Genomic DNA, 18,559 nt, shown 5'->3' on the forward strand with positions numbered 1-18,559 from the left:
GTGGAAAACCCCGTGCGGGAGGATCGCGCACATGACAGCACTCGACCTCAGCAGCCCCGTGGCCGTCGTCGGCACCGGCACCATGGGCCAGGGCATCGCCCAGGTCGCGTTGGTCGCGGGCCATCCCGTACGGCTGTACGACGCCGTTCCCGGGCGTGCCCAGGACGCGGCCGACGCGATCGGCGCGCGCCTCGACCGGCTCGTCGAGAAGGACCGCCTCACCGGCGCCGACCGGGACGCGGCCCGCGCGCGGCTGCAGGCCGCCGAGAACCTCACCGACCTCGCGGACTGCGCGCTCGTCGTCGAGGCCGTCCTGGAGCGCCTCGACGTCAAGCAGGAGCTCTTCCGCGAGCTGGAGGGCATCGTCGGCGAGGACTGCCTGCTCGCCACCAACACCTCGTCCCTGTCCGTCACGGCCATCGGCGGCGCCCTGCGCAACCCCGGCCGCTTCGTCGGCCTGCACTTCTTCAACCCGGCGCCGCTGCTGCCGCTCGTCGAGGTCGTCTCCGGGTTCGCCACCGACGTCACCTCGGCCACGCGCGGGTACGAGACGGCACGCGCCTGGGGCAAGACGCCGGTCGCCTGCGCCGACACCCCCGGTTTCATCGTCAACCGCATCGCCCGGCCCTTCTACGCCGAGGCCTTCGCGGTCTACGAGGCGCAAGGAGCCGACCCGGCCACCATCGACGCCGTCCTGCGCGAGTGCGGCGGCTTCAGGATGGGCGCCTTCGAGCTCACCGACCTCATCGGGCAGGACGTCAACGAGTCCGTGACGCACTCCGTGTGGCAGTCCTTCTTCCAGGACGTGCGGTTCGCGCCCTCGCTCGCCCAGCGGCGCCTGGTCGAGTCGGGCCGGCTCGGCCGCAAGAGCGGGCACGGCTGGTACGACTATTCCGACGAGAACGGGGCCGCCGAGCGTGCCGAGCCGCACACGGCGGAGAAGGGCCGCCCGCCCGCCTACGTCGTCGCGGAGGGCGATCTGGGCCCCGCCTCCGAGCTGCTTGCGCTGATCCGCGAGGCGGGCATCGCCGTGCGTGAGGAGGACGAGGACCACGGCACCCGCCTGGTGCTGCCCAGCGGCGGCCAGCTCGCGCTCGCCGACGGCCAGACCTCGGTGGAGTTCCGGGACGTCGTCTACTTCGACCTCGCCCTCGACTACCGCCGGGCCACCCGTATCGCCCTGTCCGCCTCCCAGGACACCTCGCCGCAGACGCTCGCCGAGGCCACCGGTCTCTTCCAGGCGCTCGGCAAGGACGTCAGCGTCATCGGCGACGTCCCCGGCATGATCGTCGCGCGCACGGTCGCCCGGATCGTGGACCTGGCGCACGACGCCGTCGCCAAGGGCGTGGCCACCGAGGAGGACATCGACACCGCGATGCGCCTCGGCGTCAACTACCCGCTCGGCCCCTTCGAATGGAGCCGTAGGCTCGGCCGCAACTGGGCGTACGCCCTCCTGGACGACCTGCATCTGCGCGACCCCTCCGGGCGGTACGCGCCGTCCCTCGCGCTGTACCGCCACGCCTACGCCTCCGACAAGCGCGAGGGCAGTACCTCATGACCCGGGAGGGCAGCACCGAATGACCACTGCCAAGCGCGACACGTACACGCCCGAGACGCTGCTCACCGTCGCCGTGCAGGTCTTCAACGAGCGTGGCTACGACGGCACCTCCATGGAGCACCTCTCCAAGGCGGCCGGCATCTCCAAGTCGTCGATCTACCACCACGTCACGGGCAAGGAGGAGCTGCTGCGCCGCGCCGTCAGTCGGGCGCTCGACGGGCTCTTCGGGATCCTCGGCGAGGAGCACGCGCGCGTGGGGCACGCCGCCGACCGGCTGGAGTACGTCGTACGGCGCATGGTCGAGGTGCTCATAGCCGAGCTGCCCTATGTGACGCTGCTGCTGCGGGTGCGCGGCAACACCGAGACCGAGCGCTGGGCCCTGGAGCGGCGCCGTGACTTCGACCACCGGGTCGCCGACCTCCTGAAGGCGGCCGCGGCCGACGGGGAGGTGCGCGCCGACGTGGAGGTGCGGCTGGCGACCCGGCTCGTCTTCGGAATGATCAACTCGATCGTGGAGTGGTACCGCCCGGACGGCCGCGGCATGAACGAGCGCGAGGTCGCCGACACGGTCGTGCGGCTGGTCTTCGGAGGCTTGCGCCAGGCGGGCTGACCGGCGCCTCCTGCGACGGCCGTCTGAGTACGCGCGCGTGGACGGGTGAGTACGCCGCCGGATGTCCCCCGGGCGGTCCCGTCCGGTGAGCTGTGCCGCATGACCCAGAACGACATACGGCCCTCCGACACCGACCCGACGTGGTGGAAGGCGCCGCTCATCGTCACGGTGCCCGGGCTGCCGCTCCTCGTATGGGAGCTCGCCCTGCTGGGCGCCGAGGACGCTCTCGGCACGACCCTCGGGGCCGCGGTCTACTGGGCGGTGGGACTGCTCGCGCTCGCCTGGGCGCTGCCGCACCGCCGGTCCGCTCGGATGCTGCGCGTGACGGCTGCCGTCGCCGGCCTCCTCTGCGCGCTTCTTCCGCTGCTGTTCCTGGTGTGGATGGTCATGCTGTGGGGCTCGGCCTGACGGCGGGCCGGACGCTCACCCCTGCGGCTCCAGGTCCTCCTCCTCGAACACCAGCAGCGTGCGCGTGCTGAGCACCTCCGGGATCGCCTGCAGCCGGGTGAGGACCAGCTCGCGCAGCGCCCGGTTGTCGGGCGTGTGCACCAGGAGCAGGACGTCGAAGTCACCGCCCACCAGGGCGATGTGGGAGGCACCGGGCAGCTGCCGCAGCTGCTCGCGCACCGTCCGCCAGGAGTTCTGGACGATCTTCAGGGTGATGTACGCCGAGGTGCCGTGACCCGCGCGCTCATGGTTGACGCGGGCGCCGAAGCCGCGGATGACGCCGTCCTCAATGAGGCGGTTGATGCGGGCGTAGGCGTTGGCGCGCGAGACATGGACCCGCTCGGCGACCGACCGTATCGACGCGCGGCCGTCCGCCTGGAGCATCTGCAGGATGTCCTGATCAATGGCGTCGAGCGGACGCGGCGGCGACAGGGGGCCGCTCCCGTCCGGGCTCTCGGCCATTTGTTCAGGCGTCATGTCCCCCCACCTTCCCGCCGTGGACGTACTGCGTTCATTGGAGGCTGTGGAGAACCGTTTGTCCACAGCCTGAGGGGGCCTGTAGCCAAAATGTGCCGACGACCGAACAATCGGTAGGTGAGGCGCATCACTGCAGCTGCGCCTTCCGTAGCCGCTCCCACGAGGAGGTGCCGTCATGACGGTCATGGAGCAGCGAGGCGCGTATCGGCCGTCGCCGCCGCCCGCCTGGCAGCCCCGCATGGACCCCGCGCCGCTGTTGCCCGACGCGGAGCCGTATCGCGTGCTCGGCACGGAGACGGCCGCGAAGGCCGACCCGGACCTGCTGCGCCGGCTCTACGCCGAGCTGGTGCGCGGCCGCAGGTACAACGCGCAGGCGACCGCGCTCACGAAGCAGGGCCGCCTCGCCGTGTACCCGTCCAGCACCGGCCAGGAGGCCTGTGAGGTCGCCGCCGCGCTCGCGCTGGAGGACCGCGACTGGCTGTTCCCCAGCTACCGCGACACCCTCGCCGCCGTCGCCCGGGGCGTGGATCCCGTCGAGGCGCTGACCCTGCTGCGCGGCGACTGGCACACCGGCTACGACCCCTACGAGCACCGCGTCGCCCCCCTGTGCACGCCGCTCGCCACCCAGCTCCCGCACGCCGTCGGCCTCGCGCACGCCGCCCGCCTCAAGGGCGACGACGTGGTCGCGCTCGCCATGGTCGGCGACGGCGGCACCAGCGAGGGCGACTTCCACGAGGCGCTGAACTTCGCCGCCGTATGGCAGGCGCCGGTCGTCTTCCTGGTCCAGAACAACGGCTTCGCGATCTCCGTCCCGCTCGCCAAGCAGACCGCCGCCCCCTCGCTGGCCCACAAGGCCGTCGGCTACGGCATGCCCGGCCGCCTGGTCGACGGCAACGACGCGGCCGCCGTGCACGAGGTCCTCAGCGACGCCATCCGGCACGCACGCGCGGGCGGCGGGCCGACGCTGATCGAGGCGATCACCTACCGCATCGAAGCCCACACCAACGCCGACGACGCGACCCGCTACCGCGGCGACTCCGAGGTGGAGACCTGGCGCGGACACGACCCGATCGCGCTCCTGGAGCACGAGCTGACCGAGCGCGGCCTGCTCGACGGGGACGGCAAGCAGGCCGCCCGGGACACCGCCGAGGCCATGGCGGCCGACCTGCGCGAACGCATGAACCAGGACCCGGCGCTCGACCCAGGGGACCTGTTCGCCCACGTGTACGCCGAGCCCACCCCCCAGCTGCGCGAACAGCAGGCCCAGCTGCGGGCCGAGCTCGCAGCCGAGTCGGAAGGGTCGCACCGATGACCACCGTCGCCGTCAAGCCGGCCACCATGGCGCAGGCCCTCACGCGCGCGATGCGCGACGCCATGGCGGAAGACCCCACCGTGCACGTCATGGGCGAGGACGTCGGCACCCTCGGCGGCGTCTTCCGCGTCACCGACGGTCTCGCCAAGGAGTTCGGCGAGGACCGCTGCACGGACACGCCGCTGGCCGAGGCGGGGATTCTGGGCACCGCGGTGGGCATGGCCATGTACGGTCTGCGCCCCGTCGTGGAGATGCAGTTCGACGCGTTCGCCTACCCGGCGTTCGAGCAGCTCATCTCGCACGTCGCGCGCATGCGCAACCGCACCCGCGGCAAGATGCCGCTGCCGATCACCGTCCGCGTCCCCTACGGCGGCGGCATCGGCGGCGTCGAGCACCACAGCGACTCCTCCGAGGCGTACTACATGGCGACTCCGGGGCTCCATGTCGTCACGCCCGCGACCGTCGCCGACGCCTACGGGCTGCTGCGCGCCGCCATCGCCTCCGACGACCCGGTCGTCTTCCTGGAGCCCAAGCGCCTGTACTGGTCGAAGGACTCCTGGAACCCGGAGCATCCGACGGACGTTGAACCGATTGGCCGCGCGGTGGTGCGGCGCTCGGGCCGGAGCGCCACGCTCATCACGTACGGACCGTCCGTGCCCGTCTGCCTCGAAGCCGCCGAGGCGGCTCGGGAGGAGGGCTGGGACCTGGAAGTCGTCGACCTGCGCTCGCTGGTGCCGTTCGACGACGAGACGGTCAGCGCTTCGGTACGGCGGACCGGACGGGCGGTCGTCGTGCACGAGTCGGGCGGGTTCGGCGGCCCGGGAGGGGAGATCGCGGCCCGCGTCACGGAGCGCTGCTTCCACCACCTGGAGGCGCCGGTGCTGCGCGTGGCCGGGTTCGACATCCCCTACCCGCCGCCGATGCTGGAGCGTCACCACCTGCCCGGCGTGGACCGGATCCTGGACGCCGTGGGGCGTCTGCAGTGGGAGGCCGAGAGCTGATGGCACAGGTGCTGGAGTTCAAGCTCCCCGACCTCGGGGAGGGGCTCACCGAGGCGGAGATCGTGCGCTGGCTGGTGGAGGTCGGGGACGTCGTCACCGTCGACCAGCCGGTCGTCGAGGTCGAGACGGCCAAGGCGATGGTCGACATCCCCTGCCCCTACGCCGGCGTGGTCACGGCCCGCTTCGGCGAGGAGGGGACGGAGCTGCCCGTCGGGGCGCCGCTGCTGACGGTGGCGGTGGGAGCGCCTGCCTCCGGCGGTATGGCCGAGGGGCCGGGGGAGGGCACCGACGAAGGCTCGGGCAATGTCCTCGTGGGCTACGGCACCGGTGCGCCGCCGGCGCGGCGCAGGCGAGTACGGCCGGCCACTCCGGCGGCATCGGCGGGACAGACCGCGGGTGGTGCGGCCAACGGTGCCGCGGCGCGCGAGGGCATGCCCACCGCCGAGCGCGCCACTGCCCCCACCGTGGCGCGGCCCGTCGGAACAGCGGCGGGACACGGCCCCGCCGGTGCCGGTCCTGGGACGGCGCAGGCCGAGGACGCTCGCAACGAAGGCCCCGTCCCCGTGATCTCCCCGCTCGTCCGCCGCCTCGCCCGCGAGCACGGGCTGGACCTGAGGGAACTGCACGGCTCCGGACCGGACGGGCTGATTCTGCGGGCCGACGTCGAGTACGCGCTGCGGGCAGCCGAGGCGCACGGCCGGACGGTCCAGCCGTCGGCCGAGCCGCACACGCACGTGACGCCGACGGCCCCCGCCGCGTCCGTGCCGGCCACGCAGGCCCCTGTTCGCTCCTCCGCGCCCCCCGCCGGCATCCGCGTCCCCCTCAAGGGTGTCCGCGGTGCCGTCGCCGACAAGCTCTCGCGCAGCCGGCGGGAGATACCGGACGCGACGTGCTGGGTGGATGCCGACGCGACCGAGCTCATGCGGGCACGCGCCGCGATGAACGCCGCCGGTGGGCCGAAGATCTCCCTCCTCGCCCTGCTGGCCCGTATCTGCACCGCCGCCCTGGCCCGGTTCCCCGAGCTCAACTCCACGGTGGACATGGCGGCCCGGGAGATAGTCCAGCTCGAGCACGTGCACCTCGGGTTCGCCGCGCAGACCGAACGAGGGCTCGTCGTCCCGGTCGTGCGGGACGCGCACGCGCGCGACGCGGAGTCGCTGACCGCGGAGTTCGCCCGGCTGACCGAGGCGGCCCGTGCGGGCACCCTCACGCCCGCGGAACTCACCGGCGGCACCTTCACGTTGAACAACTACGGCGTGTTCGGCGTCGACGGCTCCACGCCGATCATCAACCACCCCGAGGCCGCCATGCTCGGCGTCGGCCGCATCATCCCCAAGCCCTGGGTCCACGAGGGCGAGCTGGCGGTGCGGCAGGTCGTCGAGCTCTCGCTCACCTTCGACCACCGGGTCTGCGACGGCGGCACCGCAGGAGGCTTCCTGCGGTACGTGGCGGACTGCGTGGAACACCCGGCGGTGCTGCTGCGCACCCTGTGACGGAGGCATGGCGGCCGACCGATCCACGCCGCCCCCAGGGTCGGCTGCTTCCCCTCCGTTCCCTGTGATCGCGCGGGCACGCATACTCGGGGGGTGACCGCGTACGACTCGACGGGCGCGCAGGGCGCCGCCGATACCGGGGACGACACCGCGTACGACGCCGTCGTGCTCGCCGGCGGTGCTGCCCGGCGGCTCGGCGGCGCGGACAAACCCGCGGTGCGCGTCGGCGGGCGGGCCCTGCTCGACCGGGTGCTCGCCGCCTGCGCCGACGCGCGCACGACTGTCGTCGTCGCCGACCCCCGGCCCACCGCACGACCCGTGACCTGGGCGCGCGAGGACCCGCCCGGCGGCGGCCCGCTCGCCGCACTCGACGCCGGGCTGCGGCACACCACGGCGGAGCGGGTCGTCGTCCTCTCGGCCGACCTGCCGTTCCTCGACGAGGGCACGGTCCGGCGGCTGCTGGCCGCCCTGCGCACCAGCGGCGCCGACGGCGCGCTGCTCACCGACGCGGGCGGCCGCGACCAGCCGCTCGTCGCCGCGTACCGCGCGTCCGCGCTGCGCCGAGAACTGGCCGCGCTCACCCAAGGGCACGACGGCCGCACTGGTCCCGAGGGCGGTGGCCGCACCCGATCCGAGGGCGGTCGCCGTACTGGTCCCGAGGGCGGTGGTCTCACCGGCCTCCCCCTGCGTCGGCTGACCGGTGCCCTCGATCTCACCCGCGTCCCCGACCCCGTCGCGTCCTTCGACTGCGACACCTGGGACGACATCGCCACCGCCAGGGCACGCATCAGGGAGCATGGGCACGTGTTGGATGAATGGATTTCCGCAGTCAAGGACGAACTGGGCATCGACCTCGACGTCGACACCAAGGTGCTGCTGGACCTGGCCCGCGACGCCGCCCACGGCGTGGCACGGCCCGCGGCGCCGCTGACCACCTTCCTCGTCGGGTACGCGGCGGCACAGGCCAAGGGCGGCGAAGGCGGCCCCGAAGCCGTCGCCGAGGCCTCCCGCAAGGCCGCCGCCCTCGCCGTCCGCTGGGCGGACGAGGCGGCCGCGACCAAGCCCGACGCGGCCCCCGACGCCACGCCCGACACCAGCCGCCCGGACGCCGGATGACCGCCCGCGGCATCCAGGCGGACGAGGACGCCGAGGACCTCGACGTCGAGGAGGTGCTCGCCCTCGTGAACGAACACAACGGCCACCACACCCCCGCCGGCCACGTGCCCACCCCCGCCCCGCACGCGCCGGGCCCCCACAACCAGGACCGCCACCACAAGGCCACCCCCTGGCCCGAAGCCCGCGAGATCGCCGCCCGCGCCGCCCGTACCGCCGCCCGGGCCGCCCACCGCGCCCCGGTCTCCGTCCCCCTCGACGCCGCGCTCGGTCTCACCCTGGCCGCCCCCCTCACCGCCCTCACCGATCTGCCCTCCTTCGACACCTCGGCGATGGACGGCTGGGCGGTCGCGGGCCCCGGCCCCTGGGACGTACGGGACGAGGGCATCCTGGCCGGGCATGGTGAGCCCGAGCCGCTCACCGACGGCGAGGCCGTCCGTATCGCGACCGGCGCCCGTATCCCCCCGGACACCACCGCCGTCCTGCGCAGCGAGCACGGCCGCATGGACAGCAAGGACCGCCTGCACGGAACACGGGAGATCGAGCCCGGCCAGGACATCCGCCCCCGCGGCCAGGAGTGCCGTAGCGGTGACCAACTGCTCGCCGTCGGCACCCTCGTGACCCCGGCCGTGCTCGGCCTGGCCGCGGCCGCCGGATACGACACCGTCACCGCCGTACCCCGCCCCCGCGTCGAAGTCCTCGTCCTCGGCGACGAGTTGCTGACCGAGGGGCTCCCGCGCGAGGGTCTGATCCGGGACGCCCTCGGCCCGATGCTGCCGCCCTGGCTGCGCTCCCTCGGTGCCGAGGTCACCGCCGTACGCAGGCTCGGTGACGACGCCAAGGCTCTGCACAAGGCGCTCACCACCTCCGACGCCGACCTCATCGTCACCACCGGCGGCACCGCGGCCGGCCCCGTCGACCACGTCCACCCCACGCTGAAGCGCATCGGGGCCGAACTCCTGGTGGACGGCGTCAAGGTGCGGCCCGGCCACCCCATGCTGCTGGCCCGCACCAAGGAGAACCAACACCTCGTCGGCCTGCCCGGCAACCCTCTCGCCGCCGTCTCCGGCCTGCTCACCCTCGCCGAACCCCTGCTGCGCACGCTCGCCGCCCGCCCGGCGCCCGAGTCCTACACGCTGCCCCTGAAGGAAACGGCGCACGGGCATCCGTACGACACCCGGCTCATCCCGGTCGTGCTGCGGGGCGACCATGCCGTGCCGTTGCACTACCACGGCCCGGCCATGCTCCGGGGCATGGCGGCGGCCGACGCCGTTGCCGTCGTACCGCCGGGCGGCGCGCGTGCGGGTCAGGAGACCGAGCTGCTCGATCTGCCGTGGGCGACCGCCGGCATCGAGGTGTGTTTCACGTGAAACTTCCGGGCCAGGATGCGATAGCGCGCCGGGAGGACGAGCGGGTCGCGACCTATCGGGTCAAGCTCCCGAAGAAGATCGTGGAGCATCCGTTCCGCCAGGTCGCCAAGCGGGTCGTGCTGGCCTTGGCGCTGCTCGTCGCGACCGCCTTGATCGTCTACGCCGACCACGAGGGCTACAACGACAACTCCGACGGCTCCGTCGACCTTCTCGACGCCTTCTACTACGCGACTGTCAGCCTCTCCACCACCGGATACGGCGACATCACCCCGGTCAGTGACGCCGCCCGGATCACCAACATCTTCGTCATCACGCCCCTGCGTGTGCTGTTCCTGATCATCCTGGTCGGCACCACGCTCGAGGTCCTCACCGAACGGACCCGGGAGGAATGGCGTCTGACCCGCTGGAGGTCTTCCTTGCGCGACCACACCGTTGTCGTCGGCTTCGGAACGAAGGGACGTTCGGCGATCCAGACCGTCATCGCGTCGGGCCTGAACAAGGAACACGTCGTCGTGGTGGACCCGAGTTCCAAGGTGATCGACGCGGCGGTCGCCGACGGGTACGCCGGTGTCGTGGGCGACGCGACCCGCAGCGAGGTACTGAAGCGGGCCGAGGTGCACAAGGCGCGGAAGATCATCATCGCGACCCAGCGCGACGACACGGCCGTCTTGGTGACGCTGACGGCCCGGCAGCTCAACCGCGGCGCGAAGATCGTGGCCGCGGTGCGCGAGGAGGAGAACGCACCGCTGCTGAAACAGTCCGGCGCCGACGCGGTCATCACCAGCGCCAGCGCGGCCGGCCGGCTGCTCGGCCTGTCGGTGCTCAGCCCCGCCGCCGGCATGGTCCTGGAGGACCTGATCCAGCAGGGCAGCGGGCTCGACATCATCGAACGGCCGGTCATAAAGGCCGAGGTGGGCAAGAGCCCGCGGCAGACGGAGGATCTGGTGGTCAGCGTCGTACGGGGGCACCGGGTGCTCGGATACGACGATCCGGACGTCGGGACACTGCAGTTGACGGACCGGCTGATCACCATCGTGCGGGCGACGCCGGGCAGTCAGGTCGCACCCGATGACCGGCGCCTGCCCCCGGGGATGAAGGCCTTCTGACATCTGGTCCGGCTACTTGCGGTTGTACAGCCGCATCGTGATCGGCCCGAAGACCAGCACGAACAGGCCCGCCCAGCCCAGCGACCAGGCGATCTCGTCGGCCGGCCAGTCACCCGCCATCAACGCGCGGACGGCCGAGGACAGATGGGTGATCGGGCTGTTGTTGACGAAGGCCTGCAGCCAGCCCGGCATGGTCTTCGGGTCGACGAAGACGTTGGACAGGAAGGTGAGCGGGAAGATCACCATCATGCTGACGCCCATCACCGACTTCTCGCTGCGCAGCATCAGCCCGAACATCGTCCAGATCCACGAGAACGCGAACGAGAACACAATGAGCAGCGCGATCCCGGCGAGCACGCCGCCGACCCCGCCGTCCGGGCGGTAGCCCAGGACGATGCCGACGGTGAGCATCACGACGGACGCGATCGTGTAGCGCAGAGCGTCACCCAGCAGATAGCCGACCATGGTCGACGGCCGCCAGATGGGCAGTGAGCGGAAGCGGTCGAAGACGCCCTTCTCGATGTCGGTGTTCACCGAGACACCGGTGTACATCGTGATCATCACGACCGACATCACGAGAATGCCCGGCAGCAGGAACTGGATGTACTCCTTCGGCGACCCGGCCAGGGCGCCCCCGAACAGGTACGTGTACATCAGCACCATCATGATCGGGAACGCGGTCACGTCGAAGAGCTGCTCCGGGACATGCTTGATCTTCAGGACCGCACGCCAGCCGAAGGTCATGGAGGCCGACCAGGCGCTGGGCCGCGGCGGCCGCTCCGCGGCAACGAGCAGAGCCGCGAGCGACTCGGTGCTGACCGGTGCGAGGTCCTTGCTCTCCGTGGTCGTCGCGGTGCTCATGCCGCCACCTCGTCCTTCTTGTCGTCTGCGTCGGCGGATCCGTGGCCGTCGCGGGATGTGCGGGTGTCGTGTCCGGTGAGGGCGAGGAACACCTCGTCCAGGCTGGGCTGGCCCAGCGAGAAGTTGTCGACGGTGATGCCGGCGCGGGCGAGTTCGTTCAGCGCGCGGGCGGCCTGCTCGGCCGCCGTGTCGTCCTTCGCTGCCCCACTCAGGCGTGCGGTCAGGGCCACCGGGTCGGGTTCCGGCTGCACCTGCGCGTCGAGGGCGCGGACCAGCAGCTCCGCCGCCAGGTGCCGCTGGGCAGGATCAGCCAGCCGCAGATGTACGGAACCGGCGCCGACGGACGCCTTCAGCTCGCCCTTGGTCCCCTCGGCGATGACCTTGCCGTGGTCGATGACGGCGATACGGGACGCCAGCTGGTCGGCCTCGTCCAGATACTGCGTGGTCAGCAGCACGGTGGTGCCCTGGGCGACGACCGCGCGCACGATGTCCCACACCTGGTTGCGGCTGCGCGGGTCGAGACCGGTCGTCGGCTCGTCGAGGAAGAGCAGGTCGGGGGTGTTGAGGATGGACGCGGCGATGTCGATACGGCGCCGCATGCCGCCGGAGTAGTTCTTGACCTGCTTCCCGGCCGCCTCCGTCAGCCCGAAGGCTTCCAGGAGCTGCGCCGAACGCTCCCGTGCGGCCTTCTTGCCGTGCCCGAGGAGCCGGCCCAGCAGGACCAGGTTCTCGGTGCCGGTGAGGTCCTCGTCCACGGAGGCGTACTGGCCGGTGAGGCTCACCCGGCCGCGCACCTCGTCGGCCTCACGCACGACGTCGTGACCGAAGACGTGGGCCTCGCCGCCGTCGGGTCGCAGGAGGGTGGCGAGCATCTTCACCGTGGTGGTCTTGCCGGCGCCGTTCGGACCGAGGACGCCGTAGACCGCGCCGGCCGGGACCGCGAGGTCCACGCCGTCGACGGCCCGTGTCTCGCCGAACGTCTTCACCAGCCCTGCGGTCTCGATGGCCAGGCCTGAGGAGTGCTGCCTCATGGTGGGGTGTCCTTCCGCGTGCTTGGGCTACGCATGGGGAGACCTTTACCGCCGCGCAAACTCATCGGTCGCCACAGAGATTTCGGGTTGGACCCGCTCAAGAACGGCGGGACATGGAGCGGGAGACCGAGGAGTAGCGTCCTGCCCATGCATGCGATCACGATTCCCGAATTCGGTGGCCCCGAGGTGCTGGTGTGGGACGAGGTCCCCGATCCCGTGCCCGGTGAGGGCGAAGTGCTGGTCGAGGTGGTGGCCGGGGCCGTCAACCGCGCCGACATCGTGCAGCGGCAGGGCTTCTACAACCCGCCCCCCGGCGCCTCCCCCTACCCCGGCCTGGAGTGCTCCGGCAGGATCGCCGAGCTCGGTCCCGGTGTATCCGGCTGGGCCGTCGGCGACGAGGTGTGCGCGCTGCTCGCCGGCGGCGGCTACGCCGAGAAGGTCGCCGTACCGGCCGGCCAGCTGCTGCCCGTGCCCAAGGGGGTGAGCCTCACGCAGGCCGCCGCGCTGCCCGAGGTGGTCTGCACGGTCTGGTCGAACGTGTTCATGGTCTCCCACCTCCGCCCCGGCGAGACCCTGCTCGTGCACGGCGGCTCCAGCGGCATCGGCACCATGGCCATCCAGCTCGCCAAGGCCGTCGGCGCCAAGGTCGCCGTCACCGCGGGCAGCAAGGAGAAGCTGGACCGGTGTGCCGAGCTGGGCGCCGACGTCCTGATCAACTATCGGGAGCAGGACTTCGTCGCCGAGGTGAAGAAGGCCACCGACGGGATCGGTGCCGACGTCATCCTCGACAACATGGGCGCCAAGTACCTCGACCGCAACGTCCAGGCCCTCGCCGTCAACGGCCGCCTCGCGATCATCGGCATGCAGGGCGGCGTCAAGGGCGAGCTGAACATCGGCGCGCTCCTGTCCAAGCGCGGCGCGATCAGCGCGACCTCGCTGCGGATCCGTCCGCTCGCCGAGAAGGCGGCGATCGTGGCGGCCGTACGTGAACACGTGTGGCCGCTGGTGGACGCCGGCCACGTACGCCCGGTCGTCGACCGCGAGCTTCCGATGAAGGAAGCGGCCGAGGCACACCGGGTGGTGGAGGAGAGCGGGCACGTCGGGAAGGTGCTGCTCGTGGCGCCGTAGAGCCGTCCGCCGTCGCACCCGTCGTGCGGTCCGACCGGCTGATCGGGCCGGTCCAGGGAGGTGAGGGCGGTAAGGCGGCTCCCCGTGGTGGCGGTGAAAGCGGCGGGCGGTCGAGCGGGCGGTCGATGACGCCGAAGGGCGGAGGCGAAGGGCCGCCCCGCCCCGCTCGGCCACTGGGATACGTCCCCCGGCGGCAGGCCTGCGCCGAGTGCCGCGCCATGCGTCGGCCGCCGTGAGGCATCCGCCGGTCGCTCGCAGCCGCCTGTATCGGCCCCTTGTGCGCCTGTGGGCCGTTCGGACCGACCAGTCGGCCGTTCGGAGCCACTCCTCGGCCGCTCCACGCGTGTGGCGCCGCGCGGGCCCGTGCCGCGGACCGCGACTTCGGCGTGGTCGACGGGCTCGCCGCTCTCGGGGAGCCGCACGGAGGTGACATCGGATGCGTCCGTCGGCCGTTCGGAGCCGCCTGTTGGCCGCTCGGAGGCACCCGCCGGCCGTGCCGAGCCGCCCGTCGACCGCCCGCCTGGCTAGCCGCGCCGCAGCCGTAGACCGACGAAGGCGAGGCCCAGGCCGAGTCCGATCAGCACCAGCCCGGTGCCGAGGGGCAGGATCTCCAGTACGGGCTCGGCATGCGCCACTGGCTGCCGTATGGGCCGGGTCGGCGGGGCGGAGGGTGCGGTGGCGGTGTCCCCGGCGGGGCGATCGGTGGCACCCGCGCTCTCGTGCGCACTCCCGCCGTCGTCCTCACCCTCCGCCTCCGGCAACGTCGAGCCGTCCCCCTCCTCGTCCCTGTCCTCGCCCTCGCCGCGGTCCTGCTCGCTCGTCGCCTCCTCGTCCTCCAGCGGTCCCTTCTTCCGCCCCGGCCGTTCGCGCCCCTCACCCGCGCGGCTCCCGGCCCTCGACGGGCTGTCGGAGGGTGCGGGAGGGGAGGTGACGGGACCGTGAGCGGGAGCGGGAGCGGCGGAAGACGCCCGCGGTTTTCCGGATTTCCTGGGCTCACCGGATTTCCTGGGCGCAGCGGATTCCGTTGGCCCTCCGGGTTCCCTCGACTCTCCGGACTTCTCGGGCTCCCCGGACTCGCCAGGCGCGGCGGAGGGGACGGAGGAGCTCCCGGACGCCTCCACTGCCCCTGAGGCGGAGGAAGGCCGGGATTCGGCTGAGGAGCCGGACGGTTCGGCGGAGGAGCCTTCTGAGGCACCCCCAGCGTCGTCCGAGGCACCTGTCGGTGACCGCGTAGGCGCGGAGGGAGCCCGAGGCTCGGGCGTGGAGCCGGAGGAAGCCGTGAGCGCAGCCGCACCACGCGGCCCCTCAAGGCCGTACGACACCCCAGCGCCCCACAGCCCCACGGTCAGCCCCATCACCACCACGACCAGCACTCTCGCCGCCCGCAGAGCCGATAGCTCCCGCACCGCGGGCCGACCCCGCCCCGCCTGCCGGGCCAGCCCCGCCTGCCGAGCCGACCCCACCCGCAGAGCCCCCAGCGCCCCACGCACCGCCCCCACTCCCACGCCCGCACACGGCGATGAGCCCTGCGCCCGCAAACCACCGGAGGCAGCTCGCGGCCGCACCCGTCGCTTCCGCACCACGGTCGGCCATGGAGTCATGCGAACAAGCCTCACAGCACCCCGCACACCCGGCATTCCGGACTGCGCCACCCGACCGAATCCGCGCACAATCCGGTTATGTCGATACGACACGGGCTGCTCGCGCTCCTGGAACCCGGCGCCCGCTACGGCTCACGGCTGCGAACCGAGTTCGAGGAGCGCACGGGCGGGACCTGGCCGCTGAACGTCGGCCAGGTCTATACGACCCTCGGCCGGCTGGAGCGGGACGGCCTGGTCGTCCAGGACGGCGTGGACGAGGCGGGCCGGGTGCTGTACGCGCTGACGGACGCGGGCCGCGCCGAGCTGCGGGCCTGGTTCACACGGCCCGTGGAGCGGGCGAGCCCGCCCCGCGACGAGCTGGCGATCAAGCTGGCGATGGCGGTCGGGGCGCCCGGCGTGGACGTACGGGAGGTCGTGGGGGCGCAGCGCAGACATGTGGCCGAGGCCCTGCACGACTACGTACGGCAGCGGGCCGAGGCGCTGGCGCGGGCGCACGAGCACCCCGAGGCGACGGCCCGTCTGCTAGTCCTGGAGCAGCTCGTCTTCCACGCCGAGGCGGAGAGCCGCTGGCTCGACATCTGCGAGGCCCGTCTGCTGCGGCTCACCCGGGCCGGACAGACCGAATAGACCCGACCGCCTCGGCCGCCCGGCAAATAGACCGGATGGACCGGATGGGCCGAACAGATCAGACAGGCCGGGTGGATCAGGCAGGCCGGATGACGGAAAGTCCCACAACGTAAACGGTGGATCTCTCCCCACCGGGGGCACCACGATGATGAGCTGTACGGGTGCGAGAGAATGGCGGCATGGAGATGCCGAGGAACGAAAGGCCGTCCGAGAACCCCCAGATCCTGGTCGTGGGCCAGGACGGGATGGCGCTCACCGGCGGCAACGGAGACGAGGACTCCCGCGAGGTTCCGGTGACGGAGATGGTCGAGCAGCCGGCGAAGGTCATGCGCATCGGCAGCATGATCAAGCAGCTGCTCGAGGAAGTGCGCGCGGCTCCCCTGGACGAGGCGAGCCGGGTCCGGCTGAAGGAGATCCACGCCAGCTCCGTGAAGGAGCTGGAGGACGGCCTGGCCCCGGAGCTCGTCGAGGAGCTGGAGCGGCTCTCCCTGCCGTTCACGGACGAGGCGACCCCGAGCGACGCGGAACTGCGCATCGCGCAGGCCCAGTTGGTCGGCTGGCTGGAGGGCCTCTTCCACGGCATCCAGACCACGCTCTTCGCCCAACAGATGGCGGCCCGCGCCCAGCTGGAGCAGATGCGCCGCGCCCTCCCGCCGGGCGTCGGCGGCCACGAGGACGGCGAACACCGCCAGGGCGGCCGCTCGGGCGGACCGTACCTGTAACCACCGGCCCCGATCAGCGCAGGGCCCGGCAGCCGACGCTGCCGGGCCCTTTCACATCGCGAGCGTCAGATCGCGCGTGCTCACATCTCGTGTGCGTCACATCGCGAGCGTCAGACCGCGCGTGGGTCACATCTCGTGTGCGGCACGGCGCAGGCGCCAGATCGCGGACGTCACCGCGAACCGCGTCACTCAGGGTTGCCCGTCGAGACCTCGAACGTGATCGTCGGCGGGTCGTCCGGGTCGAAGTCCTCCCGCGCCTTGGGCGTCTGCCGCATGACGGTGCCCTGGCCGAACGTGTTCTCGTTCACGTCCTTCTTCTCGTACTCCCACCCCGCGGCGTCGAGGCACTCCAGGACCGACGGCCAGTACTTGAACGTGAAGTCCGGCATCGTCACCTTGTCGGGGTCGAGATACGACTCCTGCGGCTCGGTGCACTCGGAGGTCTCGATCGTCTTCGAGCTGTCCCCTTCCCGGTATCCCGCCGCCTTCGTCACCGAGGCCGTCGCGGTCGGGCCGCCGCTGTCCCCGCCCCCGCCCTCCTCCTCGCCGCCGCCGTTCAGCGCCAGCGCCGCGATCAGCCCGACCACCGCGACGATGGACACGACGATCGAGCCGACGATCACCGGCCGGTTGTTCTTACCGCCGCCTGAAGTGGTCCTTGGCTGGGGCGACATGGTGTACGGCGGCGGGGTCGGGTGGCCCTGCTGCGGGGAGAACCCGGCGGGCGGCGGCGTCTGGTAGCCGGGCTGCTGCGGGTAGCCGTACGCCGGGGAAGGCATCGACGGCGGCGGAGTGCCGTACGGATTCGGGGTCGGGGCCGGTGCCGGCTGGTACGGCGTCTGGACGGGGCCCGACGGCGGCGGCGTCTGGCCGACCGGCGGGAACACCGCGGCGCCCACGCCCTGGCCGCTCTGCGTCTGCGCGCCCGGCACGATGCTCGGCGGGGCCGGCTGGAAGGACGCGGCCACGCGCAGGCACTCGTCCCGCATGGACTCGGCGCTCGGGAAGCGTTCGTTCGGATTCTTCTTCAGCGCGCGGGCGACCAGCGCGTCCACGGCCGGCGGCAAGGCCCGGTTGATGGACGAGGGAGCCACCGGCTCCTCCTGCACATGCGCGTACGCGATCGCCAGCGGCGAGTCCGCCTCGAACGGCAGCCGTCCGGTGACCAGTTGGAACAGCATGATGCCGACCGAGTACAGGTCGGAGCGGGCGTCCACGGCCCGGCCCAGCGCCTGCTCCGGCGACAGGTACTGCGGGGTGCCGACGACCATGCCGGTCTGCGTCATCGACGTCACACCGGACTGCATGGCGCGCGCGATGCCGAAGTCCATCACCTTGACGACGCCGCGCTTGGTCAGCATCACGTTGCCCGGCTTGATGTCCCGGTGGACCAGCCCCATTTCATGGCTGATCTCCAGCGCCGCGAGCACATCCGCGGTGATCTTCAGCGCCTTGTCGGCGGGCACCGCGCCGAACTGCCGTACGTCCTCGTCGAAGACCGAGCTGAGCGGCCGGCCCTCGATGTACTCCATGACGATGTACGGAGTCGTCATGCCGTCGACGGTGTCCTCGCCGGTGTCGAAGACGGAGACGATGTTGGTGTGCGTGAGCTTCGCCACGGCCTGGGCCTCGCGGCGGAAGCGCTCGCGGAACGCCTGCTCGCGGCCGAGCTCGGTGTGCAGCGTCTTGATCGCGACCTGCCGGTCGAGCACGGAGTCGTACGCGAGGTGCACCGAGGCCATGCCGCCCTCGCCGAGCAAGTCGCGCAGCTGATAGCGGTCGCCGGCGAGTGACCGACCCGCGTACCGGCCCTGCGCGCCGTCCTGGCTCATGTTCTGCGTCCCCCGTAGCCTCTTGGGCGCCTGCGGTCGCCGTGGATCGGGTGATCCAGGTGATCCAATGTGCTATTCCCGGCCAAGTCTGCCCCACGGCACTGACAGGTCAAGCACGGTGCCCGTTCCGTGACCGTACGCGAAGGAAGCGCCGCGGAAGCGTTACAGGGGCCGTACGGCCGGTACACAGAATTTGCACGAGGGGACGGGGTACCGGTTTGATGGCCGGTCCGTCTCCTTCCGGTTTGGGGCGACCGTCTCGGACCGACG

General features: G+C 72.0%; 17 protein-coding genes. 12 read left to right on the top strand and 5 right to left on the bottom strand.

The annotated features are described in order from the left end of the window. Positions 1-31: 31 nt before the first annotated feature. The 3 genes from ACQEV2_RS21530 (at position 32) to ACQEV2_RS21540 (ending at position 2,576) form a co-directional block, all read left to right on the top strand. Positions 32-1,558, top strand: coding sequence for a 3-hydroxyacyl-CoA dehydrogenase (locus ACQEV2_RS21530; RefSeq protein WP_433043786.1), 1,527 nt, complete (start codon positions 32-34; stop codon positions 1,556-1,558). Between the two features lie 19 nt (positions 1,559-1,577). Then, positions 1,578-2,168 (top strand): TetR/AcrR family transcriptional regulator, encoded by a 591-nt coding sequence (locus tag ACQEV2_RS21535; protein WP_433043789.1) that lies wholly within the window; start codon positions 1,578-1,580, stop codon positions 2,166-2,168. Positions 2,169-2,267: 99 nt separating this feature from the next. Beyond that, positions 2,268-2,576 carry a hypothetical protein gene (locus ACQEV2_RS21540; protein ID WP_433043792.1) on the top strand — a complete coding sequence of 103 codons (309 nt, stop codon included), beginning with the start codon at positions 2,268-2,270 and terminating at the stop codon, positions 2,574-2,576. Positions 2,577-2,591: 15 nt separating this feature from the next. Here ACQEV2_RS21540 and ACQEV2_RS21545 read toward each other — a convergent pair whose 3' ends face one another. After that, positions 2,592-3,077 carry an Lrp/AsnC family transcriptional regulator gene (locus ACQEV2_RS21545; protein ID WP_433054665.1) on the bottom strand — a complete coding sequence of 162 codons (486 nt, stop codon included), beginning with the start codon at positions 3,075-3,077 and terminating at the stop codon, positions 2,592-2,594. A 190-nt stretch (positions 3,078-3,267) separates the two neighbouring features. Here ACQEV2_RS21545 and pdhA point away from each other — a divergent pair, with 190 nt between their 5' ends. The 6 genes from pdhA (at position 3,268) to ACQEV2_RS21575 (ending at position 10,487) form a co-directional block, all read left to right on the top strand. Next, positions 3,268-4,404 (top strand): pyruvate dehydrogenase (acetyl-transferring) E1 component subunit alpha, encoded by a 1,137-nt coding sequence (pdhA, locus tag ACQEV2_RS21550; protein WP_433043795.1) that lies wholly within the window; start codon positions 3,268-3,270, stop codon positions 4,402-4,404. Beyond that, positions 4,401-5,405, top strand: coding sequence for an alpha-ketoacid dehydrogenase subunit beta (locus ACQEV2_RS21555; RefSeq protein WP_433043798.1), 1,005 nt, complete (start codon positions 4,401-4,403; stop codon positions 5,403-5,405). The genes pdhA and ACQEV2_RS21555 overlap by 4 nt, the downstream gene beginning before the upstream one ends. Beyond that, positions 5,405-6,898: a dihydrolipoamide acetyltransferase family protein gene (locus tag ACQEV2_RS21560; RefSeq protein ID WP_433043801.1), complete on the top strand. Its 1,494-nt coding sequence runs from the start codon at positions 5,405-5,407 to the stop codon at positions 6,896-6,898. The genes ACQEV2_RS21555 and ACQEV2_RS21560 overlap by 1 nt, the downstream gene beginning before the upstream one ends. Positions 6,899-6,991: 93 nt before the next feature. Continuing rightward, positions 6,992-8,014 carry an NTP transferase domain-containing protein gene (locus ACQEV2_RS21565; RefSeq protein ID WP_433043804.1) on the top strand — a complete coding sequence of 341 codons (1,023 nt, stop codon included), beginning with the start codon at positions 6,992-6,994 and terminating at the stop codon, positions 8,012-8,014. Further along, positions 8,011-9,381, top strand: coding sequence for a molybdopterin molybdotransferase MoeA (locus ACQEV2_RS21570; RefSeq protein WP_433043807.1), 1,371 nt, complete (start codon positions 8,011-8,013; stop codon positions 9,379-9,381). The genes ACQEV2_RS21565 and ACQEV2_RS21570 overlap by 4 nt, the downstream gene beginning before the upstream one ends. Continuing rightward, entirely contained in the window at positions 9,378-10,487 is a 1,110-nt protein-coding gene (locus ACQEV2_RS21575) for a potassium channel family protein (RefSeq protein ID WP_433043810.1), read from the top strand. Before ACQEV2_RS21570 ends, ACQEV2_RS21575 begins: the two co-directional genes overlap by 4 nt. A 12-nt stretch (positions 10,488-10,499) precedes the next feature. Here the strand turns inward: ACQEV2_RS21575 and ACQEV2_RS21580 are convergent, their stop codons facing one another. Both ACQEV2_RS21580 and ACQEV2_RS21585 read right to left on the bottom strand, forming a co-directional pair. Continuing rightward, complete coding sequence (locus ACQEV2_RS21580) at positions 10,500-11,348, bottom strand: ABC transporter permease (protein ID WP_433043813.1); 849 nt, start codon at positions 11,346-11,348, stop codon at positions 10,500-10,502. Continuing rightward, positions 11,345-12,379 (bottom strand): ATP-binding cassette domain-containing protein, encoded by a 1,035-nt coding sequence (locus tag ACQEV2_RS21585; protein WP_433043816.1) that lies wholly within the window; start codon positions 12,377-12,379, stop codon positions 11,345-11,347. Before ACQEV2_RS21585 ends, ACQEV2_RS21580 begins: the two co-directional genes overlap by 4 nt. 147 nt (positions 12,380-12,526) lie before the next feature. Here ACQEV2_RS21585 and ACQEV2_RS21590 point away from each other — a divergent pair, with 147 nt between their 5' ends. Next, positions 12,527-13,507, top strand: coding sequence for an NAD(P)H-quinone oxidoreductase (locus tag ACQEV2_RS21590; protein ID WP_433043819.1), 981 nt, complete (start codon positions 12,527-12,529; stop codon positions 13,505-13,507). A gap of 524 nt (positions 13,508-14,031) precedes the next feature. Here ACQEV2_RS21590 and ACQEV2_RS21595 read toward each other — a convergent pair. Then, the gene (locus ACQEV2_RS21595) at positions 14,032-14,268 is read right to left on the bottom strand and encodes a hypothetical protein (RefSeq protein WP_433043822.1); all 237 of its coding nucleotides are present in this window, start codon (positions 14,266-14,268) and stop codon (positions 14,032-14,034) included. Positions 14,269-15,186: 918 nt separating this feature from the next. Here ACQEV2_RS21595 and ACQEV2_RS21600 point away from each other — a divergent pair. Both ACQEV2_RS21600 and ACQEV2_RS21605 read left to right on the top strand, forming a co-directional pair. Next, positions 15,187-15,735: a PadR family transcriptional regulator gene (locus tag ACQEV2_RS21600; RefSeq protein WP_433043825.1), complete on the top strand. Its 549-nt coding sequence runs from the start codon at positions 15,187-15,189 to the stop codon at positions 15,733-15,735. Positions 15,736-15,914: 179 nt separating this feature from the next. After that, on the top strand, positions 15,915-16,457 hold the full coding sequence (locus tag ACQEV2_RS21605) for a bacterial proteasome activator family protein (protein ID WP_003999629.1): 543 nt from the start codon (positions 15,915-15,917) through the stop codon (positions 16,455-16,457). 185 nt (positions 16,458-16,642) lie between these two features. On the opposite strand, the gene ACQEV2_RS21610 is transcribed toward ACQEV2_RS21605, so the two are convergent. Beyond that, on the bottom strand, positions 16,643-18,289 hold the full coding sequence (locus tag ACQEV2_RS21610) for a protein kinase domain-containing protein (RefSeq protein ID WP_433043830.1): 1,647 nt from the start codon (positions 18,287-18,289) through the stop codon (positions 16,643-16,645). Between the last annotated feature and the right edge of the window lie 270 nt (positions 18,290-18,559).

The sequence above is a fragment of the Streptomyces sp. CA-251387 genome (assembly GCF_050936625.1).
In the GTDB taxonomy this organism is placed as follows: Bacteria; Actinomycetota; Actinomycetes; order Streptomycetales; family Streptomycetaceae; genus Streptomyces.